The sequence below is a fragment of the Streptomyces sp. NPDC033845 genome, from assembly GCF_055576225.1.
The window spans coordinates 169,421-196,028 of record NZ_JBVIRI010000003.1; the positions used below are offsets into that span (position 1 = coordinate 169,421).

At 73.4% G+C, this 26,608-nt stretch carries 25 protein-coding genes; 17 read left to right on the forward strand and 8 right to left on the reverse strand.

What is annotated here, in order from left to right:
- Positions 1-42 precede the first annotated feature (42 nt).
- From ACZ50K_RS07785 to ACZ50K_RS07805, 5 genes are all read left to right on the forward strand, one after another.
- A complete protein-coding gene (locus ACZ50K_RS07785; protein WP_468898862.1) occupies positions 43-681 on the forward strand; it encodes an AIM24 family protein in 639 nt (212 codons plus the stop codon).
- Positions 681-1,331, forward strand: coding sequence for an AIM24 family protein (locus tag ACZ50K_RS07790; RefSeq protein WP_468898865.1), 651 nt, complete (start codon positions 681-683; stop codon positions 1,329-1,331). The genes ACZ50K_RS07785 and ACZ50K_RS07790 overlap by 1 nt, the downstream gene beginning before the upstream one ends.
- Before the next feature lie 14 nt (positions 1,332-1,345).
- Positions 1,346-2,152 carry an AIM24 family protein gene (locus ACZ50K_RS07795; RefSeq protein ID WP_468899871.1) on the forward strand — a complete coding sequence of 269 codons (807 nt, stop codon included), beginning with the start codon at positions 1,346-1,348 and terminating at the stop codon, positions 2,150-2,152.
- Between the two features lie 81 nt (positions 2,153-2,233).
- Complete coding sequence (locus ACZ50K_RS07800) at positions 2,234-2,710, forward strand: MarR family winged helix-turn-helix transcriptional regulator (RefSeq protein WP_468899874.1); 477 nt, start codon at positions 2,234-2,236, stop codon at positions 2,708-2,710.
- An 81-nt stretch (positions 2,711-2,791) separates the two neighbouring features.
- Positions 2,792-2,866 carry a 50S ribosomal protein bL37 gene (locus tag ACZ50K_RS07805; protein WP_372460710.1) on the forward strand — a complete coding sequence of 25 codons (75 nt, stop codon included), beginning with the start codon at positions 2,792-2,794 and terminating at the stop codon, positions 2,864-2,866.
- A 47-nt stretch (positions 2,867-2,913) separates the two neighbouring features.
- On the opposite strand, the gene meaB is transcribed toward ACZ50K_RS07805, so the two are convergent.
- Entirely contained in the window at positions 2,914-3,873 is a 960-nt protein-coding gene (meaB, locus tag ACZ50K_RS07810) for a methylmalonyl Co-A mutase-associated GTPase MeaB (protein WP_468898867.1), read from the reverse strand.
- 14 nt (positions 3,874-3,887) lie between these two features.
- Entirely contained in the window at positions 3,888-5,117 is a 1,230-nt protein-coding gene (locus tag ACZ50K_RS07815; protein WP_468898870.1) for an acetyl-CoA C-acetyltransferase, read from the reverse strand.
- A gap of 135 nt (positions 5,118-5,252) precedes the next feature.
- Between ACZ50K_RS07815 and mce the strand changes: the two genes are divergently transcribed.
- From mce to ACZ50K_RS07850, 7 genes are all read left to right on the forward strand, one after another.
- Positions 5,253-5,681, forward strand: coding sequence for a methylmalonyl-CoA epimerase (gene mce, locus ACZ50K_RS07820; RefSeq protein WP_468898872.1), 429 nt, complete (start codon positions 5,253-5,255; stop codon positions 5,679-5,681).
- Positions 5,682-5,859: 178 nt separating this feature from the next.
- Positions 5,860-10,581 carry a polarized growth protein Scy gene (gene scy, locus ACZ50K_RS07825; RefSeq protein ID WP_468898875.1) on the forward strand — a complete coding sequence of 1,574 codons (4,722 nt, stop codon included), beginning with the start codon at positions 5,860-5,862 and terminating at the stop codon, positions 10,579-10,581.
- A gap of 195 nt (positions 10,582-10,776) precedes the next feature.
- On the forward strand, positions 10,777-11,715 hold the full coding sequence (locus tag ACZ50K_RS07830) for a cellulose-binding protein (RefSeq protein WP_468898878.1): 939 nt from the start codon (positions 10,777-10,779) through the stop codon (positions 11,713-11,715).
- 104 nt (positions 11,716-11,819) lie between these two features.
- A complete protein-coding gene (locus tag ACZ50K_RS07835) occupies positions 11,820-12,839 on the forward strand; it encodes an ABC transporter ATP-binding protein (RefSeq protein WP_468898881.1) in 1,020 nt (339 codons plus the stop codon).
- Positions 12,840-12,841: 2 nt separating this feature from the next.
- Positions 12,842-13,597, forward strand: a complete 756-nt coding sequence (locus ACZ50K_RS07840) for an ABC transporter permease (protein ID WP_468898883.1) — start codon at positions 12,842-12,844, stop codon at positions 13,595-13,597.
- Positions 13,598-13,735: 138 nt separating this feature from the next.
- Positions 13,736-14,920: an ABC transporter ATP-binding protein gene (locus tag ACZ50K_RS07845; protein ID WP_468898886.1), complete on the forward strand. Its 1,185-nt coding sequence runs from the start codon at positions 13,736-13,738 to the stop codon at positions 14,918-14,920.
- Entirely contained in the window at positions 14,917-15,762 is an 846-nt protein-coding gene (locus tag ACZ50K_RS07850) for an ABC transporter permease (protein ID WP_468898888.1), read from the forward strand. The genes ACZ50K_RS07845 and ACZ50K_RS07850 overlap by 4 nt, the downstream gene beginning before the upstream one ends.
- A 15-nt stretch (positions 15,763-15,777) precedes the next feature.
- On the opposite strand, the gene ACZ50K_RS07855 is transcribed toward ACZ50K_RS07850, so the two are convergent.
- Positions 15,778-16,104, reverse strand: coding sequence for an ATP/GTP-binding protein (locus ACZ50K_RS07855; protein ID WP_468898891.1), 327 nt, complete (start codon positions 16,102-16,104; stop codon positions 15,778-15,780).
- A 212-nt stretch (positions 16,105-16,316) separates the two neighbouring features.
- Here ACZ50K_RS07855 and ACZ50K_RS07860 point away from each other — a divergent pair, with 212 nt between their 5' ends.
- Positions 16,317-17,354, forward strand: coding sequence for an LLM class flavin-dependent oxidoreductase (locus tag ACZ50K_RS07860; protein ID WP_468898893.1), 1,038 nt, complete (start codon positions 16,317-16,319; stop codon positions 17,352-17,354).
- A gap of 117 nt (positions 17,355-17,471) precedes the next feature.
- Here the strand turns inward: ACZ50K_RS07860 and ACZ50K_RS07865 are convergent, their stop codons facing one another.
- The gene (locus tag ACZ50K_RS07865; RefSeq protein WP_468898896.1) at positions 17,472-17,864 is read right to left on the reverse strand and encodes an SCO5389 family protein; all 393 of its coding nucleotides are present in this window, start codon (positions 17,862-17,864) and stop codon (positions 17,472-17,474) included.
- Between the two features lie 231 nt (positions 17,865-18,095).
- Between ACZ50K_RS07865 and nucS the strand changes: the two genes are divergently transcribed.
- Positions 18,096-18,767 (forward strand): endonuclease NucS, encoded by a 672-nt coding sequence (nucS, locus tag ACZ50K_RS07870; RefSeq protein ID WP_468898899.1) that lies wholly within the window; start codon positions 18,096-18,098, stop codon positions 18,765-18,767.
- A gap of 34 nt (positions 18,768-18,801) precedes the next feature.
- Here nucS and ACZ50K_RS07875 read toward each other — a convergent pair whose 3' ends face one another.
- The 3 genes from ACZ50K_RS07875 to ACZ50K_RS07885 all read right to left on the reverse strand — a co-directional run bounded on the left by ACZ50K_RS07875 (position 18,802) and on the right by ACZ50K_RS07885 (position 23,134).
- Positions 18,802-21,627 (reverse strand): P-loop NTPase family protein, encoded by a 2,826-nt coding sequence (locus ACZ50K_RS07875; protein WP_468898901.1) that lies wholly within the window; start codon positions 21,625-21,627, stop codon positions 18,802-18,804.
- Between the two features lie 171 nt (positions 21,628-21,798).
- Complete coding sequence (locus ACZ50K_RS07880; protein ID WP_468898904.1) at positions 21,799-22,122, reverse strand: STAS domain-containing protein; 324 nt, start codon at positions 22,120-22,122, stop codon at positions 21,799-21,801.
- 163 nt (positions 22,123-22,285) lie between these two features.
- A complete protein-coding gene (locus ACZ50K_RS07885; protein WP_468898907.1) occupies positions 22,286-23,134 on the reverse strand; it encodes a 3-hydroxyacyl-CoA dehydrogenase family protein in 849 nt (282 codons plus the stop codon).
- 170 nt (positions 23,135-23,304) lie between these two features.
- Here ACZ50K_RS07885 and ACZ50K_RS07890 point away from each other — a divergent pair, with 170 nt between their 5' ends.
- Positions 23,305-23,877: a cob(I)yrinic acid a,c-diamide adenosyltransferase gene (locus ACZ50K_RS07890; RefSeq protein WP_468898909.1), complete on the forward strand. Its 573-nt coding sequence runs from the start codon at positions 23,305-23,307 to the stop codon at positions 23,875-23,877.
- Here the strand turns inward: ACZ50K_RS07890 and ACZ50K_RS07895 are convergent.
- Entirely contained in the window at positions 23,874-24,431 is a 558-nt protein-coding gene (locus tag ACZ50K_RS07895) for a hypothetical protein (RefSeq protein ID WP_468898911.1), read from the reverse strand. The genes ACZ50K_RS07890 and ACZ50K_RS07895 overlap by 4 nt on opposite strands.
- A 160-nt stretch (positions 24,432-24,591) precedes the next feature.
- Here ACZ50K_RS07895 and ACZ50K_RS07900 point away from each other — a divergent pair, with 160 nt between their 5' ends.
- Both ACZ50K_RS07900 and ACZ50K_RS07905 read left to right on the forward strand, forming a co-directional pair.
- Complete coding sequence (locus ACZ50K_RS07900) at positions 24,592-25,803, forward strand: sensor histidine kinase (protein WP_468898914.1); 1,212 nt, start codon at positions 24,592-24,594, stop codon at positions 25,801-25,803.
- Positions 25,800-26,453: a response regulator gene (locus ACZ50K_RS07905; RefSeq protein WP_468898917.1), complete on the forward strand. Its 654-nt coding sequence runs from the start codon at positions 25,800-25,802 to the stop codon at positions 26,451-26,453. The genes ACZ50K_RS07900 and ACZ50K_RS07905 overlap by 4 nt, the downstream gene beginning before the upstream one ends.
- Positions 26,454-26,608: the final 155 nt, after the last annotated feature.

Consider the following 26,608-nt stretch of genomic DNA (forward strand, 5'->3'; position numbering starts at 1 on the left):
GAAGCCCTGTTCCGCTCCGCCCGCTGCCGATACCTTCGTCCCGTGGCTCAGTTCCGACTCCAAGGCAGCAAGGTGCTGGCCGTCGACCTGACCGGAGACGCCGTCAAAGCGAAGAACGGCTCGATGGTCGCCTACGACGGGCAGATGGCCTTCAAGAAGATGTCCGGCGGCGGTGAAGGCCTCCGGGGCATGGTCACCCGGCGGCTCACCGGCGAACAGATGACGATGATGGAAGTGCAGGGGCAGGGCACCTGCTTCTTCGCCGACCGCGCGAGTGAGATCAATCTGGTCGATCTGCGGGGCGAGAAGCTCTACGTGGAGTCCAGCAACCTGCTCTGCACCGACGCCGGGCTGCGCACCGGCACCACCTTCACCGGGCTGCGCGGCGGGGCGACCGGCAACGGCCTCTTCACCACCACGGTCGAGGGCAACGGGCAGGCGGCGATCATGTCCGACGGCCCGGCGGTGGTGCTGCGCGTCAGCGCCCAGTACCCGCTGTCCGTGGACCCGGGGGCGTACATCGCGCACACCGGCAACCTCCAGCAGCACTTCCAGTCCGGGGTGACCTTCCGGACCCTGATGGGCGAGGGCTCCGGGGAGGCGTTCCAGATCCGCTTCGAGGGCGAGGGGCTGGTCTACGTGCAGCCCAGCGAGCGCAACACCATCGGGGGCGACGTCTGATGCCGTTCCGCGAGATCAACTCCAAGATGATCGAGGCCCAGGTGATCCCCGGGCAGCGGATCTACAGCCAGCGCGGCGCCATGCTGGCGTACCGCGGCGAGGTCTCCTTCACCCCCGACCTGACCGGCGGCCAGGGCGGGGTCATGGGCATGATCGGGCGCCGGGTGGCGAACGAGCAGACCCCGCTGATGACCGTCGAGGGCAGCGGCACCGTGATGTTCGGCCACGGCGGCCACCACATCCAGGTGATCAACCTGACCGGCGAGACCCTCTACGTGGAGGCGGACCGGCTGCTCGCCTTCGACGGCACCCTCCAGCAGGGCACCATGTTCATGGGCTCCCAGGGCGGGGTGATGGGCATGGTGCGCGGCCAGGTGAGCGGCCAGGGCCTGTTCACCACCACCCTCAAGGGGCACGGCGCGGTCGCCGTGATGGCCCACGGCGGGGTGATCGAACTGCCGATCACGCCGCAGCGCCCGATCCACGTGGACCCGCAGGCGTACGTGGCCCACCACGGGGACGTCCGCAACAAGCTGTCCACGGCGCTGGGCTGGCGGGACATGGTCGGCCGCGGCTCCGGCGAGGCCTTCCAGCTCGAACTGTCCGGCCAGGGTGCGGTGTACGTACAGGCCTCGGAGGAGAAACTGTGAACTTCGGTCCCGTGATGGCCGGCCCCGGTGGCCCGACCGTCTTCGACCCGTACACCCTGCCCTCGGACGACAACGTCAACTCGTACACCTTCTGCGTGGAGCTCAAGGGGAGCCAGTGGTTCCTGCAGAAGGGCAAGATGATCGCCTACTACGGGCGGATCGAGTTCAACGGCATCGGCCACGGGCGCTTCGACCGGCTGCTGCGGACCAGCTTCCACTCCCCGCTGCACGCCGGCGACTGGGTGGTGGCGGAGGGCCAGGGCAAGATGCTGCTGGCCGACCGGGCCTTCGACGTGAACAGCTACGACCTGGAGGAGGGCAACCTCACCATCCGGTCCGGGAACCTGCTCGCCTACCAGCCCTCGCTGGCCCTGAAGCAGTCGATCGTGCCGGGGTTCCTCACGCTGATCGGCACCGGGAAGTTCGTGGCGGCCTCCAACGGGCCGGTGGTCTTCATGGAGCCCCCGCTGCGGGTGGACCCGCAGGCGCTGGTGGGCTGGGCGGACTGCCCCTCGCCCTGCCACCACTACGACCACGGCTACATGTCCGGGGTGATGGGCGGGCTGCGGCAGCTGGCCGGGATCGGCGGGGCCTCCGGCGAGGAGCACCAGTTCGAGTTCGTGGGCGCGGGCACGGTGCTGCTCCAGTCCTCCGAGATGCTGATGGCGGAGCAGCCGGTCGGCATGGTGGGCGCCGGCGCCCAGCCGGGCGTGCCGGGCGCGGGCCACGGGGTGCCGGGCCAGCACGGGCAGCACGGGCAGTCGGGGGTGCCGCGGATGCCGGGGCAGCTGGGTGACCTCCAGCGCCGCTTCGGGCTGTGAACCGCCGGACCGCCCACTGGACCGCTCGTCCTATTTTTGTACGTAATTCAACTTCTTAGGTAGAGTTCCTTCATGGAGACCATCGAGACCGACAAGGCCACCCGCTGGCTGACCGAGGCCGAGCAGTGCGCCTGGCGCACCCACCTGGACGTCAGCCGGCTGCTGATGCACCAGCTGGAAAAGGATCTCCAGCCCTTCGGACTCACCAACAACGACTACGAGATCCTGGTGAACCTCTCGGAGTCGGAGGACCACCGGATGCGGATGAGCGATCTCGCGACCGCCACCCTCCAGTCCAAGAGCCGGCTCTCGCACCAGATCACCCGGATGGAGGCGGCCGGGCTGGTCCGCCGGGTGAACTGCGAGTCGGACCGGCGCGGGCTGTACGCGGTGCTGACCGACGAGGGCATGGAGACCATGCGGAAGGTGGCCCCGCACCACGTGGCCTCGGTCCGCGCCCATTTCATCGACCTGCTGCCGCCCGAGGCGCTGGCGGCGCTGCGCGCCTCCCTCACCCCGGTGGCCGACCACCTGCGCGACCGCCGCGGCAAGGGCTGACCCCGCCCGGACGGGCGGGTGCGGCCCCCGCTCCCTAGACTGGCGTACGCCCCGAATCCCCGGAAAAGGGAGATCTGCGCCATGTCCAAGCGAGGGAACAAGCGACGGGCCCGCAAGAAGAAGGGCGCCAACCACGGCAAGCGCCCGAACACGTAGCCGCCCCGGACGGGGCCGCACCACCACGGTGCGGCCCCGTCCGTGCGTCAGGATTCCGTGAGGGTGGCCAGCAGGGCGTCCGAGGCCGCGTAGGGGTCCAGCTCGCCGACGGCCACCCGGGCCGCCAGCGCGTCCAGGTGGGCGTCCCCGCGCAGGTCCGCCAGCCGGGCCCGCAGCGCGGTGATCGTGATCGTCTCGATCTCGCGGGCCGCCCGGGCGGCCCGCCGCTCGGCCAGCACCCCGTGCTCGTCCATCCAGGCCCGGTGCTTCTCCAGCGCCTCGACCACCTCGTCGATGCCCTGGCCCCGGGCCGCCACCGTCTTGACGATCGGCGGCCGCCAGTCGCCGGGCCCCCGGGACTCCCCCAGGCCCAGCATGTGGTTCAGCTCGCGGGCCGTGGCGTCGGCGCCGTCCCGGTCCGCCTTGTTCACCACGTACAGGTCGCCGATCTCCAGGATGCCCGCCTTCGCGGCCTGGATGCCGTCGCCCATGCCCGGGGCGAGCAGCACCACGCAGGTGTCCGCCTGCGCGGCGATCTCCACCTCCGACTGCCCGACCCCGACCGTCTCGACCAGCACCACGTCGCAGCCGGCCGCGTCCAGGACCCGGATGGCCTGCGGGGCCGCCCAGGACAGGCCGCCCAGATGGCCCCGGGTGGCCATCGACCGGATGTAGACCCCCGGGTCCGAGGCGTGGTCGGACATCCGGACCCGGTCGCCGAGCAGCGCCCCGCCGGAGAACGGCGAGGAGGGGTCCACGGCCAGCACCCCGACCCGCTTGCCGGCCCGCCGGTAGGCGGAGACCAGGGCGGAGGTCGAGGTCGACTTGCCGACCCCGGGCGAGCCGGTCAGGCCCACCACGTACGCCCCGCCGGTGAGCGGGGCCAGCGCCGCCATCACCTCGCGGAGCTGTGGGGACGCCCCCTCGACCAGGGAGATCAGCCGGGCCACGGCCCGCGGTCGGCCCTCCCGGGCCTGGGACACCAGCGAGGGGACGTCCACCGTCATCGCGTACCGCTCCCTTACTTGCCGGCGCCCGCGCCCGGCACCCGGACGATCAGCGCGTCACCCTGTCCGCCACCGCCGCAGAGGGCGGCCGCGCCGACCCCGCCGCCGCGCCGCTTGAGCTCCAGCGCCAGGTGCAGGACCACCCGGGCGCCGGACATGCCGATGGGGTGGCCCAGGGCGATGGCGCCACCGTTCACGTTCACCTTTTCCGGGGTCACGCCGAGGTCCTTCATTGACTGCACGGCCACCGCGGCGAAGGCCTCGTTGATCTCGATCAGATCGAGGTCGGCGACCTCCAGGCCCTCCTTCTTCAAGGCGTGCAGGATCGCGTTCGAGGGCTGCGACTGGAGCGAGTTGTCCGGACCGGCCACATTGCCGTGGGCGCCGATCTCGGCGATCCACTCCAGGCCCAGCTCCTCGGCCTTGGCCCGGCTCATCACGACCACGGCGGCGGCGCCGTCGCTGATCTGCGAGGAGGTCCCGGCGGTGATGGTGCCGGCCCTGTCAAGGGCACCACCAGCGAAGGCCGGGCGCAGCTTGCCGAGGGACTCGGCGGTGGTCTCCGGGCGGATGCCCTCGTCCTGGGAGAAGACCACCGGGTCGCCCTTGCGCTGCGGGATCTCCACCGGGGTGATCTCCGCCTCGAAGACCCCGTTCTTCTGGGCGGCGGCGGCCCGCTGGTGGGAGGCGGCGGCGAACTCGTCCTGCGGGGCCCGCTCGATGCCGAGGCGGGTGTTGTGCTTCTCGGTGGACTCGCCCATGGCGATGTTCTCGAAGGCGTCCGTGAGGCCGTCGTAGGCCATCGCGTCGAGCATCTCGACCGCGCCGTACTTGTAGCCCTCGCGGGACTTGGGCAGCAGGTGCGGGGCGTTGGTCATGGACTCCTGGCCGCCGGCGACCACGATGTCGAACTCCCCGGCGCGGATCAGCTGGTCGGCCAGGGCGATGGCGTCCAGACCCGAGAGGCAGACCTTGTTGATGGTCAGCGCGGGCACGTTCATCGGGATGCCGGCCTTGACGGCGGCCTGGCGGGCGGGGATCTGGCCCGCGCCGGCCTGGAGCACCTGCCCCATGATCACGTACTGCACCTGGTCGCCGGAGATACCGGCCCGGTCCAGCGCGGACTTGATGGCGAAACCGCCGAGATCGGCACCCGAGAAGGACTTCAGCGAGCCGAGCAGCCGCCCCATGGGCGTGCGGGCCCCTGCGACGATCACTGAAGTGGTGTTGTTCGTTCCGGACATGAGGCACGGCCCCTTGGATGAGGAGTGAACGAGGGTTTACCTGAATGTACTGAGCGGTACCGGTGGCGTCACCGGGCCGTCGGTGTGATCGCGCGCACGTTGCGTAACCACCCTCGGTGGCAGTGCACTGGTCCCATGCTGACAAGAATCGACCACATCGGGATCGCCTGCTCCGACCTCGACAAGACCGTCGAGTTCTACCGTGCCACGTACGGGTTCGAGGTGTTCCACTCCGAGGTCAACGAGGAGCAGGGCGTCCGCGAGGCCATGCTGCGGATCAACGGCACCTCCGACGGCGGTGCCTCCTACATCCAGCTCCTGGAGCCGACCCGGGAGGACTCCGCGGTGGGCAAGTGGCTGGCGAAGAACGGCGAGGGGGTCCACCACATCGCCTTCGGCACCGAGGACGTCCAGGGGGACTCCGAGGCCATCCGCGGCAAGGGGGTGCGCGTCCTCTACGACGAGCCCCGCACCGGCTCCATGGGCTCGAAGATCACCTTCCTGCACCCCAAGGACTGCCACGGCGTGCTCACCGAGTTGGTCACCGCCAACCCCGACCACTGACCCCCCGATTCCCCGGCCGGTAGAGTGACGGTGGCTCGGCCGGGGTTCGGTGCGGAAGGGGTCGGGGCCTGTGACCCGTACCCCGCCATCTGACACCATTCCCCGGGGGCGTCGTTCAGCGGGCGGACGGCGCTCATTGGGAGTGAGCTTGCGACCAGGGGACGGATGGGACCGCGCTGTGCGGGGCTACGAAAGCCAGGAGAGCCATCAGGCCGAGGCCGATCATCTCTCGCTCTTCGAGGCCGAGATGGAGCGGCTGAAGAAGGAGCGCGGGAAGGCCGTCCAGCACGCCGAGGACCTGGGGTACCAGGTCGAGGTGCTGCGCGCCAAGCTCCACGAGGTGCGTCGCGCGCTCGCGTCCCGCCCCGCCTATGACAGCCAGGACCTGGGCTACCAGGCCGAGCAGCTGCTGCGGAACGCCCAGGTCCAGGCCGACCAGATGCGCTCGGACGCCGAGCGCGAGCTCCGTGACGCCCGGGCCCAGACCCAGCGCATCCTCCAGGAGCACGCCGAGCACCAGGCGCGGCTCCAGGCCGAGCTGCACTCCGAGGCGGTCAGCCGCCGTCAGCGGCTGGACCAGGAGCTCAACGAGCGCCGGCAGACCGTCGAGGCGCACGTCAACGAGAACGTGGCCTGGGCCGAGCAGCTCCGGGCCCGTACCGAGGCCCAGGCCCGGCGGCTCATGGAGGAGTCCCGGGCCGAGGCCGAACAGGCCCTGAACGCGGCCCGCGCCGAGGCCGCCCGGGTCGCCGAGGAGACCCGCCGCCGGCTCACCGAGGCCACCGAGGCCGGCCGGGCCGAGGCCGAGGCCACCCTGCTGCGGGCCCGCAAGGAGGCCGAGCGGCTGCTGGCCGCCGCCTCCTCGCAGGCCCAGGAGGCCACCGAGCACGCCGAGCGGCTCCGCTCCACCGCCTCCGCCGAGTCCGAGCAGACCCGCCGGCAGACCATGGACCTGGGCCGGGTCGCCGACCAGCGGGTGCAGGAGGCCGAGGGCGCGCTCCGCGAGGCCCGTGCCGAGGCCGAGAAGCTGCTGGCCGAGGCCAAGGAGGCGGCCACCCGCCAGGTGGCCTCCGCCGAGTCCGTGAACGAGCAGCGCACCCGCACCGCCAAGGAGCAGGTCGCCCGGCTGGTCGGCGAGGCCACCAAGGAGGCCGAGGCACTGAAGGCGGAGGCCGAGCAGCAGCTCGCCGACGCCCGCGAGCAGGCCGAGCGGCTGCGCACCGAGGCCGGCGAGCAGGCCCGCACCGCCGCCGCCGAGGACACCGCCGCCCAGCTGGCCAAGGCCGCCCGGACCGCCGAGGACGTCCTCAACAAGGCCTCCGAGGACGCCCGCGCCACCACCCGGGCCGCCGCCGAGGAGGCCGAGCGGATCCGCCGCGAGGCCGAGTCCGAGTCCGACCGGCTGCGCGCCCAGGCCGCCGACAGCGCCGAGCAGCTCAAGGGCGCCGCCAAGGACGACACCGCCGAGTACCGGGCCAAGACCGTCGAGCTCCAGGAGGAGGCCCGCCGGCTGCGCGGCGAGGCCGAGCAGCTGCGCGCCGAGGCCGTCGCCGAGGGCGAGCGGATCCGCGGCGAGGCCCGCCGCGAGGCCGTCTCGCAGATCGAGGAGGCGGCCCGGACCGCCGAGGAGCTGCTGAGCAAGACCAAGGCGGACGCCGACGAGCTGCGCCGCGGCGCCGGCGCCGAGAGCGAGCGGGTCCGCGCCGAGGCCATCGAACGGGCCGGCACCCTGCGCGCCCAGGCCGAGGAGACCCTGGAGCGCGCCCGGGCCGAGGCGGAACGGCTGCGGACCGAGGCCGAGGAGTCCGCCGAGGCGCTGCGCACCGAGACCGACGCCGCGGTGCGCGAGCGCCGCGAGGAGACCGACCGGGCGCTGGCCGCCCGGCGGGCCGAGGCCGACACCGAGCTGGAGCGGCTCCAGCAGGAGGCCGAGGCGAGGCTGGCCGGGGCCGAGCAGACGCTCAGTGACGCCCGGTCGGCCGCCGAGGGCATCCGCCGGGAGACCGGCGAGGACGTGGACCGGCTGCGGGCCGAGGCGGCCGAGCGCATCCGGACCCTCCAGGGCCAGGCCGAGGCCGAGGCCGAGCGGCTGCGCACCGAGGCGGCCGAGGACGCCGGGCGGGCCCGGGCGGAGGCCGAGCAGGCCGCCGTACGGCTCACCGGCGAGGCCGAGGCCGAGGCGGAGCGGGTCCGGGCGGAGGCCCAGGAGACCGCGGACCGGCTGCGCGCCGAGGCGAAGGCGGCCGCCGAGCGGGTCGCCCAGGAGGCCGCCGAGGCCCTCGGGGCCGCCCAGGAGGAGGCCTCGCGCCGCCGCCGGGAGGCCGAGGAGACCCTGTCGGGGGCCCGCGAGGACGCGGAGAGCGAGCGCGCCCAGGCCCGCGAGCAGAGCGAGGAGCTGCTGGCCGCCGCCCGCAAGCGGTCCGAGGAGGCGCAGGCCGAGGCCGCGCGGCTGGTCGAGGAGGCCGACCGGCGGGCCGCGGAGCTGGTGGCCGCCGCCGAGAACACCGCCCGGGAGGTCCGCGAGTCCGTCGCCGGGCTCCGCGAGGAGGCCGAGGAGGAGATCGCCGGCCTGCGCAGCGCCGCCGAGCACTCGGCGGAACGGATCCGCACCGAGGCGGAGGCGGAGGCCGAGCGGGTGCGCGCGGACGCGCACGCGGAGCGGGACCGGGCGACCGCGGACGCGGACCGGATCCGTACCGAGGCGCGGACCGAGACGGACGCCGCGAAGGCGCTCGCCGAGCGGACCGTCGGCGACGCGATCGCCGAGGCCGAGCGGCTGCGGACGGAGACCGCGGAGGAGACGGGCCGGCTGCGGGCCGAGGCCGCCACCGAGACCGAGCAGCTGCGGGCGGACACCGCCGAGTACGCCCAGCGGGTGCGGACCGAGGCCACCGACGCGCTGTCGGCCGCCGAACGGGACGCCTCCCGGACCCGGGCGGACGCCCGCGAGGACGCCAACCGGATCCGTTCCGAGGCCGCGGTGTCCCTGGAGGACGCCCGGGCCGAGGGCGCCCGGATCGCCGCCGAGGCCACGGCCGAGGCGGACCGGCTGACCGCCGAGACCCGGGCGGCCAACGAGGCCACCGTGGGCGCCGCCGCCGCCGAGGCCGAACGGCTGACCGGCGAGGCGGCCGCGGCCGCCGAGGCGACGCGGGCGGCGGCCGACGAGGCCCTGGAGGAGGCCCTCACCGAGGCCGCGAACGCGCTGGACGAGGCGCGGGCCGAGGGCAACCGGCTGCGCACCGAGGCCGCCGAGCAGGCGGACCGGCTGCTGGCCGAGGCCGCCTCGGAGGCCGAGAAGCTCACCGCCGAGACCGGGGCGGCCAACGAGGCCACCGTGGGCGAGGCGGCGGCCGAGGCCGCACGGCTGGTCTCCGAGGCCGAGCAGGCCCTGGAGCGGGCCCGGGCCGAGGCCGGGGAGCTGACCGCGCGGGCGGCCGAGACCCTGGCCGGCGCGGAGCGGGACGCCGCGACCACCCTGGCGGACGCCCGTGCCGAGGGTGCCCGGCTGATCGGCGAGGCCACCACCGAGACCGAGCGGATGACGGTGGAGACCCGGGCGGCCAACGACCGTACGGTCGGCGAGGCCACCGAGCGGGCCGAGGCGCTGAAGGCCGTCGCGGAGCGGATCCTGGAGGACGCCCGCAACGACGGCGGGCGGATCATCGGCGAGGCCACGGCCGAGGCGGAGCGGGTCACCCTGGCCGCCGCCGCGACCCTGGAGAGCGCCGAGCGGGAGTCCGAGCAGACCCTGGACGAGGCGCGGGCCGAGGGCAACCGGCTGCGCACCGAGGCGGCCGAGCAGGCGGACCGGCTCATCGGCGAGGCCGCCTCGGAGGCGGAGAAGCTCACCGAGCGCACCCGCAAGGAGAACGAGCGTACGGTCGGCGAGGCGGCCGCCGAGGCGGAGCGGCTGCGGGCCGAGGCCGCCGAGGCGCTGGGCTCGGCCCAGGAGCACGCCACCCGGACCCGGTCGGAGGCCGAGCGGGTCAAGGCGGACGCGGCCGGCGAGGCCGAGCGGGTCCGCGGCGAGGCCCGCGCCGAGTCCGAGCGGCTGCTGGACGAGGCCCGGGAATCGGCCAACAAGCGGCGCAGCGAGGCCGCCGAGCAGGCGGACCGGCTGCTCGCCGAGGCCGCCTCGGAGGCGGACAAGCTGACCACCGAGGCGCTCCAGCAGGCCCTGGCGGCGACCACCGCGGCCGAGGAGCAGGCCGACGCGATGGTGGACGGGGCGCGCAAGGAGGCGGCCCGGATCACCTCGGAGGCGACCGTGGAGGGCAACTCCCTGGTGGAGCGGGCCCGTACGGACGCGGACGAGCTGCTGGTGGGCGCGCGCACGGACGCCGCCGCCATAAGGGAGCGGGCGGAGGAGCTGCGCGGCCGGGTGGAGTCCGAGGTCGAGGAACTGCACGAGCGGGCCCGCCGGGAGTCGGCCGAACAGATGAAGTCGGCCGGCGAGCGGGTGGACAAGCTGGTGAAGGCCGCCACCGAGCAGAGCGCCGAGGCCGAGGCGAAGGCCAAGGAGCTGGTTTCGGACGCGAGCAGCGAGGCCTCGAAGGTCCGGATCGCGGCGGTCCGCAAGGCCGAGCAGCTCCTCAAGGAGGCCGAGCAGAAGAAGGCCGATCTGAGCCGGGAGGCCGAGGAACTGCTGGGCGAGGCACGGTCGGAGGCGGACCGGCTGGTCGAGGAGGGACGTCGGGAGCTGGAGGTGCTGGTGCGCCGCCGGGAGGACATTCAGGCGGAGATCTCCCGTGTCCAGGACGTTCTTGAGGCGTTGGAATCATTCGAGGCGCCTACCGGTGGCGGGAAGTCATCGGTGGGCGGCCAGGGTGCTGGTGGAGTGAAGGCGGGAGCGGCCTCGGGATCCACTCGTTCGGGTGGCAAGACGTCAGAGGGGTAGCCAAGACCCGTATGCATGTGCTCCTGATGGGAGTTCAGGCGGACGGGTGACCAGCATTCCGATGCCTTGCCACTCAAAAGGGGTGTCATTGTCCAGATCAAACGCGGATTGACTCGATGACACGCCGCTCCGGCGCCTAGGATTCCCCTTAACACCTCACGTAGCACCTCATCGGTCTCATTCGACAGGAACCCCATGAGCGACACATCCTCCCCCTTCGGCTTCGAGCTCGTGCGGCGTGGTTACGACCGCGGTCAGGTGGACGACCGCATTACCAAGCTCGTCGCCGACCGTGACAGCGCCCTCGGACGTATCAACTCCCTGGAGAAGCGCATCGAGGAACTCCACCTCGAAACGCAGAACGCGCAGGCCCAGGTCAACGACGCCGAGCCCTCGTACGCAGGGCTCGGCGCGCGCGTCGAGAAGATCCTGCGGCTGGCCGAGGAGGAGGCGAAGGACCTGCGCGAGGAGGCCCGTCGCGCGGCCGAGCAGCACCGCGAGCTGGCCGAGTCGGCGGCCCAGCAGGTGCGCAACGACGCCGAGTCGTTCGCCTCCGACCGCAAGTCGAAGGCGGAGGACGAGGGCGTCCGCATCGTCGAGAAGGCCAAGGGCGACGCCACCACCCTGCGCGCCGAGGCCCAGAAGGACGCGGCCTCCAAGCGCGAGGAGGCCGACGCCCTGTTCGAGGAGACCCGCGCCAAGGCCGCCCAGGCCGCCGCGGACTTCGAGACCAACCTGGCCAAGCGCCGCGAGCAGTCCGAGCGCGACCTGGCCGGCCGTCAGGCCAAGGCCGAGAAGCGCCTCGCCGAGATCGAGCACCGGGCCGAGCAGCTCCGCCTGGAGGCCGAGAAGCTCCGCACCGACGCCGAGCGCCGGGCCCGCCAGACCGTGGAGACCGCGCAGCGCCAGGCCGAGGACATCGTGGCCGACGCCAACGCCAAGGCCGACCGGATCCGCAGCGAGTCCGAGCGCGAGCTGGCGGCGCTCACCAACCGCCGCGACTCCATCAACGCCCAGCTGACCAACGTCCGCGAGATGCTGGCCACGCTGACCGGCGCGGCCGTGGCCGCGGCCACCCCGGTGATGGACGACGAGCCCGTCACCCGCGGCGTGCCGGCCCAGCAGACCCGCTGAACCAGGCCGCCGCATCAGGCCGCCGGGCCACAGCTCGGTCTCGAAGGCCCCGTCCCACCGTTTCACGGTGGCGCGGGGCCTTCGGCCGTTCTAGCGTGAACCGCATGATCGAGCTTGAGGGACTTACCAAACGATTCGGCGCGAAGACTGCTGTCGACAACCTCAGCTTCCAGGTCAGACCGGGGGTGGTCACCGGCTTCCTCGGCCCCAACGGGGCCGGGAAGTCCACGACCATGCGCATGATGCTCGACCTCGACAACCCGACCAGTGGCACGGTCAGGATCGACGGCAAGCACTACCGGGACCTGCCGGAGCCGCTGAAGTACATCGGAGCACTCCTCGACGCCAAGGCCATGCACGGCGGCCGCAGCGCCTACAACAACCTTCTGTGCCTCGCCCAGTCGAACCGGATTCCGCAGAGCCGGGTCGGCGAGGTGCTGGACCTGGTCGGACTGACGGCCGTGGCGAAGAAGAAGTCGAAGGGCTTCTCGCTGGGCATGGGCCAGCGGCTCGGCATCGCCGCCGCGCTGCTCGGCGACCCCGAGGTCCTGATGTTCGACGAACCCGTCAACGGTCTGGACCCGGAGGGAATTCTCTGGATCCGGAATCTGATGAAAGCGCTGGCGGCAGAGGGCAGGACGATCTTCGTTTCCTCCCATCTGATGAGCGAAATGGCACTGACCGCCGAGCATTTGATCGTGATCGGACAGGGTCGGCTGCTCGCCGACACCTCGATGTCGGATTTCATCCAGCAGAACTCGCGGAGTTTCGTCCGACTGCGCTCGCCGCAGCAGGAACGTCTGCTGGACGTCTTGAACGACGAAGGAATTCAGGCCATCAGCGTTCCCGGCACCGGGACCCTGGAGATCGACGGGTCGACCGCCGAACAGCTCGGTGAGCTGGCGGCACGGCACCAGATCGTGCTCCACGAACTGAGCCCGCAACGGGCCTCACTGGAGGAAGCGTTCATGCGCATGACGGCGGACGCGGTCGAGTACCACGCCCACGCCCCCGGATCCGGCGGCGCACCGCGCCCCGGCACGGCGGCCGACAACCCGGCCCGCCCCGCCGACGTCCCCGCCTGGGGCGCCGGCTTCGACGCGACCCGCAAGGGCGGCGAGTGACCATGAGCATGACCGCCGTCCTCAAGTCCGAGTGGACCAAGATCCGCACGGTCTCCTCCACCAGCTGGAGCCTGGCCCTCGTCTTCCTCGTCACCGTGGGCTTCTCCGCGCTGTTCAGCGCCACCATCGACCCGAAGGCCACGGAGGGCTTCGACCCCACCGCGCTGAGCTTCAGCTCCATGCAGTTCGGCCAGCTGGCGATCATCGTCTTCGGTGTGCTGGTGGTGAGCACCGAGTACAGCACCGGCATGATCCGCACCTCGCTGGCCGCGGTGCCCAACCGCAGCACCTTCCTGCTCGGCAAGCTGGCCGTGGCCACCGGGCTGGCCCTGGCCGTCGGCCTGCTGACCAGCTTCGTGTCCTTCTTCCTCACCCAGGCCCTGCTCGGTGACGACGGGATCGGCCTCGGCGAGGAGAACGTGCTGCGCGCCGTGGTCGGCGCCGGCCTCTACATGGCGCTGCTCGCGCTGTTCTGCATGGGCGTGGCCGCCATCCTGCGCAGCTCCATCGCCGCGATCAGCATCCTGATCCCGTTCTTCCTGATCCTCTCGAACGTCCTCGCGGGCTTCGAGGCGACCCGGACCGTCGGCCAGTACCTGCCCAGCAACGCGGGCTCGCGGATCATGCTGGTCGTGCCCGAGGCCTTCGGGTCCGTCGAGACCCCCTACGGTCCCTGGGGCGGGCTCGGGATCATGCTGCTCTGGGTGATCGCGGCCGTGCTCGGCGGACTGCTGGTGCTGCGGAAGCGGGACGCCTGAGGAACCCCTGGTCCGGGCCGGTCTCAGGGGTGTCTCAGGGATACCTCCGGGATCCGGTCCGGGACGGAACCGCACGGCACTCGATATCCTCTTAAGCCTTACTCGGGTGAGAGCCGCCCGGCCGGCAAGGGGCAGAGCATGATCGAGGCAGTCGGACTGACCAAGCGCTTCGGCGCGAAGACAGCCGTCGACCAGCTGTCCTTCCAGGTCAGGCCGGGTCAGGTGACCGGCTTCCTGGGCCCCAACGGGTCCGGCAAGTCCACCACCATGCGACTGATCCTGGGCCTGGACCGGCCCACCTCCGGCCGGGTGACGATCAACGGCCACCCGTTCCGGGAGCTGCCGCACGCCCAGCGGAACGTCGGCGCCCTGCTCGACGCCAAGGCCGTGCACGGCGGCCGGCGGGCCCGCAGCCACCTCCTCGCCCTGGCCCAGCTCTCCGGCATCCCGGAGCGGCGGGTGGACGAGGTCCTCGGGGTGGTGGGCCTCCAGGAGGTCGCCCGGCAGCGCACCAAGGGCTTCTCCCTGGGCATGGGGCAGCGCCTGGGCATCGCCGCCGCCCTGCTCGGCGACCCGCAGGTGCTGCTGTTCGACGAGCCGGTCAACGGCCTCGACCCGGAGGGCATCCTCTGGGTCCGCAATCTGATGAAGCAGCTGGCCGCCGAGGGCCGGACCGTGTTCGTCTCCTCACACCTGATGAGCGAGATGGCGCTGACCGCCGACCAGCTGATCGTGATCGGCCGCGGCCGGCTGCTGGCCGACATGGGCGTGCAGGAGTTCATCGCCCACAATTCGGCCGGATTCGCTCGGGTCCGGACCGCCGGCACCGACCCCGGCGACCGGCAGGTGCTGGCCACCGCGCTCGAAGAGGCGGGCGGCCGGGTGCTCCAGGAGCCGGACGGGGCGCTGCGGGTGACCGGGCTGGAGCTGCCCCGGGTCTCCGACCTGGCGCACGCGGCCGGGATCCGGCTCTGGGAGCTGTCCCCGCACCGGGCCTCCCTGGAGGAGGCGTACATGCGGCTGACCCAGGGGGCCGTGGAGTACACCTCCACCGACGACCCGCGGGCCGAGCTCCTCGCGGAGGATCCGCTGGCCCTGCCGCCCTGGCAGGACGGTACGGCGGCGGAGCTGCCGGCCACCGCCGCGGCGAACTTCTTCGCCCCGCCGCCGCCCGGCGCGGCCGCCGCGCCCTTCCTGATGCCGGGCAGTCCCGGCGAGCTGGCGGGCACCCCGGGCGGCTCGGGCGGCTCCGGCACCCCGGGTGCCTCCGGGACCGCGACCGAGACCCCGACCCCCGCGACCCCCGCGAAGGACAGCAGATGACCGGCCGCCCGGCGGACACCGCCACCCAGGACCGGCGGGTCCCCTACCGCTCCCAGCTGCCGGCCCCCCGGCCCAGCCTGGCGCACGCGCTGGCCTCGGAGTGGACCAAGCTGATCTCGGTCCGCTCCACCGTGCTCACCCTGGCCTCGCTGGTGGTGCTGGTCGTGGGCATCGGCGGGATCGCCGTGGTGCAGACCCGGGCCATGGACTACGAGCAGATGCCGTTCACCGCGCCCGCCATGTTCGGGCTGATGGTCGGGCAGGTGTCGGTGATCGTGCTCGGGGTGCTGACCATCTGCCCCGAGTACGGCACCGGGCTGATCCGCTCCACCCTGACCGCGGCCCCCGACCGCTACCGGGTGCTGACCGCCAAGTACCTGGTGTTCGCCGCGGTGGCGTTCGCCACCGTGCTCGGCTCGGTGGCCCTGGTCGGCTTCTGGTCCGCCCTGATGCACTCGGGCCCCGGCTCCGGGGTGCACTCCGCGAGCGAGTGGTTCGGGGTGTTCGGCGGCAGCTTCTACGTCACCATGCTCGGGGTGCTGTCGGTGGCCGTCGGCGCACTGCTGCGGCACTCGGCCGGCGGGATCGCCGTGATGCTCGCCGCGGGGACGGTGCCGCCGATCCTGGGCGCCATGCTCTCCGCCTGGGACGCCACCGCCTCCCTGGGCGCGACCCTGGTCAACTACAGCTCGCCGGTCGCCCTGATCCAGCTGTTCGGGGCCAACGGGGAGCTGGACGGCAAGCCGATGCCCGGCGACCTGGCCCAGCTGGGGCTGGTCAGCCTGGTGGCGGCGGCCGCGGTGGCCGCCTCGTACGTGGTGGTGGGCCGCCGGGACGTCTGACCGCCCCGCCCGGCGTCAGTGCCGGGGCGCGTTCCGGGACCGCTGCACCTTGGTGGTGCGGCGGTCCTTGGCGTTCCAGCAGGCCTTGTGCCAGTGCCGGCGGTCGTCCACCCCGCCGTACTCCGGCCAGGCCACCAGGTGCGGGGTGCCGGAGGGGATCTCCTGGTCGCAGCCCGGGCAGCGGTACCGTTTGCCGACCGTGCTGGCGCCGGCCACGTGTCTGATCTTCCAGTTCTCGCCCTGCCACTCCTCGCTGTTCTCCAGCCCGAAGCGGCCGAGCTCGCCGCGGGGGCCGTCGGCAGGGTTCTCGCCGCCCCTGGGGCGGTTGTTGCGCGGTGACACGTATACCTCACGAAGCAGCGTGCGGACGGGACTTTCCTCCAGACTACGCGGAGCGGGGTGGCCGGGCCCCAAAGTGTCCACAAGGGTGTGGAACCCCCGCTGACCGAACCGACAATCTCAATAACCTTCCTGCCAGGCCGTGCCTTTGGCACGTGTCAGACGTTGTTGCCAGGGAGGGGGAACCCGCGTCAGCCGCGAGGAGGCAGAGGGCGATGCGCGTAGGAGCGTTTGTACTGGCGGCCCAGTTCCCGGGCCAGGGGCAGGGGGAGGCACTGCACCGCGCGGTGCGGTCCGCGGAGGTGGCGGAGGAGGCCGGGCTGGACTCGGTCTGGCTCGCCGAACATCATTTCGTGCCCTACGGGGTGTGCCCGTCCGCGGTGACCCTGGCGGCCCTGCTGCTGGGCCGGACCCGCCGGCTGCGGGTGGGCACCGCGGTGAGCGTGCTGCCCAACACCCACCCGGTGGCCCTCGCGGAGCAGACCGCGCTGCTCCACCTGACCTCCGGCGGCCGGTTCAGCCTGGGGGTCGGCCGGGGCGGGCCCTGGGTGGACCTGGAGGTGTTCGGCGGCGGCCTGGAGGCGTACGAGGAGTCCTTCCCGGAGGCCCTGGACCTGCTCCGGCGCTGGCTCGCCGAGCCCGCCGTGGGCGCGGACGGGGAGCGCTACCGGTTCCGCGAGGTGCCCGTGGTGCCCAGCCCCGCGGAGTCCCTCAGCGCGGACGGGAGTCGTCCGGAAGTGATCGTCGCGTGCACCTCCCCCGGCTCGGTCCGGCTGGCCGGCGCCCGCGGACTCCCGATGCTGCTGGGCATGCACTGCGGGGACGAGGACAAGGCCGCCATGGTCGCGCTCTGGCGGGAGACCGCCCGGGCGGCCGGCCACGACGAGGAGTCCGTCCGGCGGGCCGGCCACGTCTCGGCGGGCGTCTGCCAGCTGGCGGACCGCACCGAGGAGGCCCGGGAGACCCTGCTCAAGGCCATGCCGGGCTGGCTGCGCACCGGCCTGGACGCCCATGTGACCGTGGACGGCCGGCAGCGCGCGATGCGGGACCCGGTGGCGTACACGGAACTGCTGTGCGCGCTGCACCCGGTCGGCACCCCGGAGCTCGCCGCGGACCGGCTGGCGGCCACCGCCGAACGGACCGGGATCACCCGCTTCGCCCTGCTCACCGAGGGTTCCGGCGACCTCGCCGGAACAGAGGAGAACATCCGGCGGCTGGGCGCCGAGGTCCTGCCCCGCCTCGGCACGGCCTGAACGCCTCGGCACGGCCTGAACCACGGCACGGCCCGAGCCGCGGCCGCCGCTCCGGTGCGGTCCACACCCCCCTGAGATCCGGAGCGACGACGCAAGAGCCTCGGGACCCGTGGGCGGCTAGCAGTCCCGGAGTTCCGGGGACTGGTTCAGCAGCTGCCCCCGGATCGACGTGAACTTGGCGTGGCGGTCGTCGGAGGCGGCGTCCAGCGGGAACACCGCCACCCGGTGACAGTTCTGGAAGGCGAGCCGCACCCCGAAGTGCCGCTGCAGCGCACCACGTATCGCGTCACTCGCGAGCGCGCGCAGCAGCTGGCCGCGCGCCTGCTCGTCCGGCGGCGGCGTCTGGTTGTCGGCGAACTCTCCGCCGTCGACCTTCAGCTGGGCCACCAGCGAGCTGACCATCTCCCAGGCGTAGGGCAGGGAGGTCCGGACGCAGTCGACGAAGGCGGCTTCGTCGACCTCGCCTCGCTCGGCCTGTTCGAGTAGGGCCGGTGAGACGTCGAGCGACATGGGTTCTCCTCTCGCGACCCCGGCCGTTTCGGTGACCGGAGTCTTACGGGCAGGGAAAGAGGACCGCGACGCGCGGCAACGCAGTGTGCGCGTTCGGCAACCTCCTGCTCACCACGGTAGGCGTCCCATGGGGTGCGCACCAGGAGAATGCGCATACAACGCGCCATCCGCGAAGGGGGCTTTCGGGGGCGAATCGCGTGCGGGCCGCTCCGTCGAGTAGCGTTGCCGACCATGCGTCTCGTCATTGCCCGCTGCTCCGTCGACTATGCGGGCCGGCTCACCGCCCATCTGCCCTCCGCGCCCCGTCTGATCCTCGTGAAGGCGGACGGGAGCGTCTCCATCCACGCGGACGACCGGGCGTACAAACCCCTCAACTGGATGTCGCCGCCGTGCACCCTCAAGGAGGGGAAGGGCGATGAGGCCGGCGTCTGGACCGTCGTCAACAAAGCGGGCGAGAAGCTCATCATCACGATGGAAGAAGTCCTCCACGACTCCTCCCACGAGCTGGGCGTGGACCCGGGCCTGATCAAGGACGGGGTGGAGGCGCACCTCCAGGAGCTCCTCGCGGACCGCATCGAGACCCTGGGCGAGGGCTACACCCTGATCCGCCGCGAGTACATGACGGCGATCGGCCCGGTGGACATCCTGTGCCGTGACGCCTCCGGCGCCACCGTGGCCGTGGAGATCAAGCGGCGCGGCGAGATCGACGGGGTGGAACAGCTCACCCGCTATCTGGAACTGCTGAACCGGGACCCGCATCTGGCCCCGGTCCGGGGCGTGTTCGCCGCCCAGGAGATCAAGCCGCAGGCGCGGGTGCTGGCCGGGGACCGCGGGATGGACTGCGTGGTCCTCGACTACGACGCGATGCGCGGCATCGAGGACGACAAGCTCCGCCTGTTCTGAGGCCGGGTCCGGGCGGCCTTCCGGTCCGGGCCGTCTAGCCGGTGGTGTCCGACTCCCCGCCGGTGGCCGGTGCGGTCTCCGTCGGGGTGGCGACGGGCGTGGTCGGCGGCTCCGGGGACTCCGTGGGCTCCGACTCCGACGGGCTCGGGGTCAGGCTCGGGGACGGGGACTGCGAACCGGACTCGCCCGGGGACGGCCGCGGTGAGGTGGACCGCGAAGGGCTGGGCAGCGGACTGCCGGACGGGGACCGGGTCGCGGACGGGCTGCCGGACGGCGACCCCGAGGCCGAGGGGCTGCCGCTGTCGCTCGGCGAGGCCGAGGCCGAGCCGGAACCGGAGTCGGTGGGGGTGCCCTCGGTCCCCTCGGAGGGCTCGGGACCGGGATCGGTCCAGCCGCCGCCCGGGGACAGCGTGGCGGAGGTGCCGGTGCCGGGCCGCGGGCCCGGTGAGCCGCCGTCGCCGGAGGTGAGCATCAGGCTGGCGGCGGTGCCCAGCAGCGCCACCACGAGCACGGCCGCGCCGGCCAGCACCACCGGGTCCCGGCGGCTTCCGCGACCGCGGGCCGCACCGGCGGGCCCGGGGGCGCCGGGTCCGCCGGGCGGACCGATACGGACCTCGTCCTCGGCCTTGGCCACCGCCGCCGCGGGTACCGCCGAGCTCATCAGCGGCACGATCTGTGTGACGGCCTCGCCGCCGCCCGCTCCCCCGCTCGCGGGCCGCGGCACCACCGGCCAGCCCGTCTTCGGTCCGGCCGCCGGGCCGGTGCGGCCCGGTTCGGCGCGGGTCCCCGCGGCGTCGGCCGCCGGGGACCGTGCGGGCGCGGGCTCTTCCGCGGGGTCCGGCCAGCCGGCGGGCCAGCCCGCCGGGGTGCCGCCGCTGCCGGCCGGGGTGCCCGGGCGGGCGGTGGACGGCGGCGGGGTGGCGGCGGGCAGCCGGGTGGTCCGGGCCGCCCGGCCCTCGGCCTCCCGTCCCGGGAGGGCGTCGGCCGGTGCCGGATCGGCGGGTGCGGCGGCGGCGTCCGCCCCGACGGGTCCGGCCGCGGCGGTGGGGCCGGTGGCCGGTGCGCCGGCGGGCCCGGTGGCGGGTGCTTCCAGCCGGAGCGGCGGGGAGAGCTCGGCGCCGCCGCGCTCCCGGTCGGTCACCAGTGCCAGGGCGCGCCGGCCCGCGACCGTGCCGTGCTTGTCGGCCAGGGCGCCGCGCAGCCCGATGGAGGCCTCCAGCTCGGCGCGGGCCCGGTCCAGCCGGCCGCCGCAGAGTGCGAGGACTCCCAGTTCGTGGTGGAAGTAGGCCTGTTCGGCGACCTCGCCGGCCGTGCGGGCGGCCTCCGATCCGGCCCGGAGCACCCGTTCCCAGGCGCCCCAGTGGAGGGAGGCGGCGAACGCGGGGGCGGCCGTGCGGGCCAGCATCACCCCGGCGACCACGTCCGCGCCGGCCAGGGCGGCCAGGACGGCGTCGGCCTCGGCGGCGACCCGGTCCGGGGTGACCGAGGCGTGTCCGGTCCACCAGGCGTAGTGCCGGGCGGCCGTACGGGCCTCCTCGGCGGGCTCCCAGCCCGCCTCGGCGAGCTGCCGGGCCACTCCGGCGGCCAGCCGGTAGCGCGGTCCGGCCGGGGTGAGCAGTCCGCAGGCGAGGAGTTCTCCGACGGCGGTGTCCGCGTGGGTGTCGCCGACCAGGGCGGGCAGGTGCGCGTGGTGCGGCATCTCGCCGCCGAGGGCGCAGGCGAGGCGGAGGGCGGCGCGGGCGGCCTCGCCGGCCCGGGCGGCCAGCAGTTCGGCCGGGGCGGCGGCCTCGGCGAGGGTGGGCAGCGGGACCTCCGCCGGGTCGCGGGGCCGCTCCTCGAAGACTCCGGGTTCCTCCTCGTCCTCCTCCGTGCGCGCCGCCCGGCGGTTGAGCTCGTCGCACTGCCGGAGCAGGGCGGCGGCCTGGACGAAGCGGAGCGGCAGCCCTTCCGAGGCGAACCGCAGATCGCCCGCCCAGGCGGTCTCGGCTTCGGTGAGGGGCCGTCCGGTGGCGGCGGCGAGGAGTTCCAGGCAGCCGGCCCGGCCGAGGCCGGCCAGGAAGACCTCCTCCAGATGGGAGTCCTCGGAGGGGGCGGGGGTGTCGGGGGTGGCGGCCAGCAGGAAGGCGCACTCGGGGGTGGCGCGGAGCAGTTCGTCGAGGGCCGTGCCGCCGAAGTCGAGGTCGTCGACGAGCACGACCGCGCCTATCTCCCGGACCCGGGCCAGGAGTTCCTCGCGGCCGGGCCGGAGCTGGTCGGCGCGGTAGACGTGGGCGTAGAGGGAGTGCAGGAGTTCGGTGGTGCTCTGCCGCTGGCCGGAGAGGCGGACGACCCCGTCGGGGGCCAGACCGGCGCAGTCCTCGGCGATGGTGTCGAGCAGCCGGGTGCGGCCGGAGCCGGACGGGCCGGTGAGGCGGACGGAGCGGCCCCGGCCGAGCAGCCGGACCAGGCGTTCGCGTTCCTCCTCGCGTTCCAGCAGCGGGAGCGCGGGCAGGGCGGGGCCCGGCGGGACCGGCGGCCGGGCGGCGGCGGTACGGGCGGCCCGGGCCTCGGCGGTGCGCCGGGCGACCGGTTCCGCGGCGGTCCCGTCGGCGGCGGTGCGGTCGGTGCCGGGGGTGCGGTCGGTGGCGGGGCGGTGCGGTTCTATCTCGCTGCCGTCCACCGGGTTCACGGTGAGGGAGAAGCCCCCGGCGATGAGCCGGACCACCCGTGCGGGCCCGCCGCCGGGTCCGGGAACCTCGGCTCCGGGCGCCGGCCCCGACGCGTCGTCCGGCGGGGCGGGCACGGCGGACGGCGGCCCGGCCGGACCGCTTCCCGGACCGGCCGCCGGTTCCTCGCTGCCGTGTCCCTGTGTGCGGTCCATGCCCCAGCCCCCCGATCGCGTCGTGCGGCCCAAACCTAGACGGTGGGCGTTACACCGGGAACCGCAGGGTGGCCATCACCACCGGACCGTTACGTTTCGCCCGGGCCGGGCTCCGGTCCGGGCTCGGCACGGGGTCCGGTCCGGGAGCCGGGGCCGGGCTCCGGAGGGGGTTCAGGCGCGGGGCAGGGATTCCGCTTCGAGGCCGCCCTCGATGGCGAGGATCCGGTGCAGCCGGGTGGCCACCAGCAGCCGCTGCATCTGCGCCGGGACCCCGCGGAGCACCAGCCGCCGGCCGCTCCGGCCGGCCCGCCGGTGGGCGCCCATGATGACGCCGAGTCCGGTCGCGTCCCAGGAGTCGAGCGCCGTGAGGTCGAGGACGAGGTCCCCGGCGCCGTCGTCGAGGGCGGAGTGCAGGGCCGTCCGGGCGTCCGCCGCGCTGCGCACGTCGAGGCGGCCCCCGACAGCGAGTTGGGCGTGGTCGCCCCTGATGTGCATGTGTGCTCCCCGGCAAGACTGCGTACGCGTGCAACTCTCACTGCAACTGACTGCCGCACGGGCAGGGAAGTTGCCGACCGTGAGCGAACCGATACCTAATTCACCCCGGGGGGTGAAGGGAACCGAACAGAGGTCCGCCCGCCCGTGCGCCCCGTACCGGCGCTCAGTGCTTGTAGAAGCCCTGGCCGCTCTTGCGGCCGATGTCGCCCGCGTCCACCATGCGGCGCATCAGCTCCGGCGGCGCGAACTTCTCGTCCTGGCATTCGGTGTAGATGTTGGACGTGGCGTGCAGCAGGATGTCCACGCCGGTCAGGTCGGCGGTGGCCAGCGGGCCCATCGCGTGACCGAAGCCCAGCTTGCAGGCGATGTCGATGTCCTCGGCGGAGGCCACGCCCGATTCGTACAGCTTCGCCGCCTCGACGACCAGCGCGGAGATCAGACGGGTCGTCACGAAACCGGCGACGTCACGGTTGACCACGATGCAGGTCTTGCCGACGGACTCGGCGAAGGCCCGGGTGGTGGCGAGGGTCTCGTCGCTGGTCTTGTAGCCGCGGACCAGTTCGCAGAGCTGCATCATCGGGACGGGCGAGAAGAAGTGCGCGCCGACCACCCGCTCCGGACGCTCCGTCACGGCCGCGATCTTGGTGATCGGGATGGCGGAGGTGTTGGAGGCGAGCACGGTGTCCTCGCGGACCAGCTTGTCGAGGGCGCGGAAGATCTCGTGCTTGACCTCCAGCTTCTCGAAGACGGCCTCGACGACGATGTCGGCGTCGGCGGCGGCCTCCAGTTCGGTGCTGGTGGTGATCCGGCCCAGGGCGGCCTCGGCCTCCTCGGCCGTCAGCCTGCCCTTGGCGACGAAGCGGTCGAAGGAGGCCTTGATGCCGTCGGTGCCACGGGTGAGGGCGGCGTCGGTGACATCGCGCAGCACGACGTCCCAGCCCGCCTGAGCGGACACCTGAGCGATCCCCGAACCCATCAGCCCGGCCCCGATGACGGCAAGCTTCCCAGCCACAGCACACCCCTAGTCGTCGTTGCGTCTCCGGCGGAGAGTAGCGAACGGGCCGGGCCGTGTGACCGTGAAGTAACACGCGTCACGTCTCAGATGACGGACATCACACCGGGACGGCCCACCGGGCGGCGGGGGCCGCCCAGTTCACCCCGGCGGGTGTCTACGCTGGCCGCATGGTGAACCTGACGCGCATCTACACCCGTACCGGCGACAAGGGCACGACCGCCCTCGGCGACATGAGCCGGACCGCCAAGACCGATCTGCGGATCTCGGCCTACGCCGACGCCAACGAGGCGAACGCGGCCATCGGTACGGCGATCGCCCTCGGGCAGCTGCCCGAAGAGGTGGCGGCGGTGCTGGTCCGCGTGCAGAACGACCTCTTCGACGTCGGCGCGGACCTGTGCACCCCGGTGGTGGAGTCCCCGGAGTACCCGCCGCTGCGGGTGGAGCAGTTCTACGTGGACAAGCTGGAGGCGGACTGCGACCGCTTCAACGAGCGGCTGGAGAAGCTGCGCAGCTTCATCCTGCCCGGCGGCACCCCGGGAGCGGCCCTGCTGCACCAGGCGTGCACGGTGGTCCGGCGGGCCGAGCGGTCCACCTGGGCCGCCCTGGAGGTGCACGGGGAGACGATGAACCCGCTCACCGCCACCTATCTCAACCGTCTTTCCGACCTCCTGTTCATCCTGGCCCGTACGGCCAACAAGGAGGTCGGGGACGTGCTGTGGGTGCCGGGCGGCGAGCGCTAGCGGATGGTGGCGGCCTTGGCGTCCGCAGGGGCCTTTTTCGGCCAGATCGTGTAGCAGACCGCGATGGCCGCGTGGATGCCCAGGACCCGGAGCGCGGCGTACTGCCAGGAGGTCAGCGAGCTGGTGTCGCCGGCGTCGCCCACGTACCAGACGGCGCCCTGGAGCAGGGCCCAGGCGACCCCGGCGGCGATCGCCGTACGGACCACCAGCTTCCACTCGTGGGCGGCCCGGGCCGCGCCGTAGCCGGCCCCGGGCGGCTGGGGGCCGCCGGCGAAGCGGTGCGCGGCATGGCCGTCCAGCCATTTGACGGTGTAGTGCCCGTAGGCGACGGTGTAGCCCAGGTAGAGGGCGGCCAGGCCGTGCTTCCAGTCCGGTTCGGCGCCGTTGCGCAGGTCCAGGGTGGTCACCACGAGCAGGACCAGCTCCAGCAGCGGTTCGAGCAGCAGGACGGCGGCGCCCAGCCGGGGTCTGCGCGCGAGGTAGCGCAGGGCCAGACCGGCGGCCAGCAGCACCCAGAAGCCCACCTCGCAGGCGATGATCAGGGTGACGATCACGGTTGTCTCCTCTTTCCTTTTGCTCGACCCTTCCAGGCTCGCCGCCGGACGGGCCGCCCGCGTCGTCTGCGCGCAGGAGCCGGGACTGCATCCTTCGATGTAGTGCGGGCGTCCGAATCGGCACCGCCGCCGAGGCCGGGGCCCGGGCGCACCGTGTTGGATGAGGAGCGTGCATCCGTCCCCGTTCCGCCCCCACCTCCATGACGTGCTGCTCGCGGTCGCCGGTCTGCTCTCGGGCCTGCTCCTGTGGGTCCTCGGCCTGGGCACCACGGTCTTCCGGGACGGGCCCGCCTGGCTCGCCCTGCTCCCCCTGGCCCTGATGGGCGTACTGGAGCTGTTCCGCAGGACGGCCCCCCGGACGGTGCTGGCCCTCGGGACCACCGCCCTGGTGGCCGACCAGTTCACCATGGGCAATCTGGCCACCCCGCTGATGTTCACGGACCTCATGTACGCGTCCGTGGTCTACGGCCCCCCCGCCATGGCCCGGCGGATGCCCGTCGTCACGGGGGTGGTCACGGTGGCCGTCACCACGGCCGTGCTGGCGTGGCTGCGCACCCCGGAGGCCCTGCTGGTGGGGGTGCTGACCGGGCTGGTCTGCTTCGGTCCGGCGCTCACCGGGGCCACCCTGCGCAACCACCGCGAGGCGGCGGAGGCCGCCCGGCTGCGGGCCGAGCAGACGGCGCTGCTGGCCGAGATGGACCGGAAGGCGGCCGTGGTGGCCGAGCGGGCCCGGATGGCCCGGGAGCTGCACGACATGGTGGCGAACCACCTGTCGGCGATCGCCATCCACTCGACCGCCGCGCTGTCCATCGACACGGTGGAGACCAGCCGGGAGGCCCTCGGGGTGATCCGGGAGAACAGTGTGCAGGGGCTGGCCGAAATGCGTCGGTTGATCGGGCTGTTGCGGCGGACCGGGGAGGAGCAGGAGCCGACGGCCGTTCCCTCCCTGGACGGGCTGCCGGCCCTGCTGGCGCAGGCCGGGGCCACCGGGGCGGCCGGCGGGCTGGAGTTCGTCCTGGAGGACGGCCGGCCGCGGGGCGCCGAGCCGCTGCCGGCCCCGGTGGAGCTGGCGGCGTACCGGATCGTGCAGGAGTCGCTGACGAACGCGCTCAAGCACGCGGTGCCGGGCACGGTCCGGGTGGTGCTGGGTTGCTCCGGCGAGCTGTTGACCGTACGGGTGGACAGTCCGTACGGGGACCGGCCCGGGCCGCGGGCCCCGGGGTCGGGGGCCGGGCTGATCGGGATGCGGGAGCGGGTGGAGCTGCTCGGCGGGGAGTTCGGGGCCGGCCCGGCCGACGGGACGGCCGGGGCGGACGGGGTGTGGCGGGTGCGGGCGGTCCTGCCCGCCGAGGAGAGGGCGGTGCGGTCGTGACGATCCGGGTGCTGGTGGCGGAGGACCAGGCGGCCGTACGGGCCGGTCTGGTGCTGATCCTGCGGAGCGCGGGGGACATCGAGGTGGCCGGGGAGGCGGCGGACGGCGAGGCCGCGGTCCGGCTGGCCCGGGAGCTCCGTCCGGACCTGGTGCTGATGGATCTTCAGATGCCCTTGCTGGACGGGGTGTCGGCGACCCGGCAGGTGGTCGGGGAGGGGCTGGCGGACGTCCTGGTGCTGACCACCTTCGATCTGGACGAGTACGTGTTCGGGGCGCTGCGGGCGGGGGCGTCCGGGTTCCTGCTGAAGAACACCGGGGCCGGGGAGCTGATCGAGGCGGTCCGGACGGTGGCCCGCGGGGAGGGGCTGATCGCCCCGGCGGTGACCCGGCGGCTGATCGCGGAGTTCGCGGCGCCCGGGGCGGGGCGGCCGGCCCGACGGGCGGAGGAGCCGGCGGCGGTGGCGGCGCTGACCCGGCGGGAGCGGGAGGTGCTGTCCTGTCTGGGCGAGGGCCTGTCGAACGCGGAGGTGGCGGTGCGGCTGGACATGGCGGAGGCGACGGTGAAGACGCACGTCAGTCGGCTGCTGGGCAAGTTGGAGTTGCGGAGCAGGGTCCAAGCGGCCGTGTTGGCGCAGGAGTTGGGGATCTAGAGCAAGAACGGAGCGTTGGTCTGGACCTCTTGACGGTTGGTCCAGACCTTTCTACTCTCACGGCCATACTGTGGTGAGCGTCTCATGGTGATGCGCTCACGGGCGGCGCAGGTCCCACCCCCATGCCCCCGTCGGAACCCCCCGGCGGAGGCGGA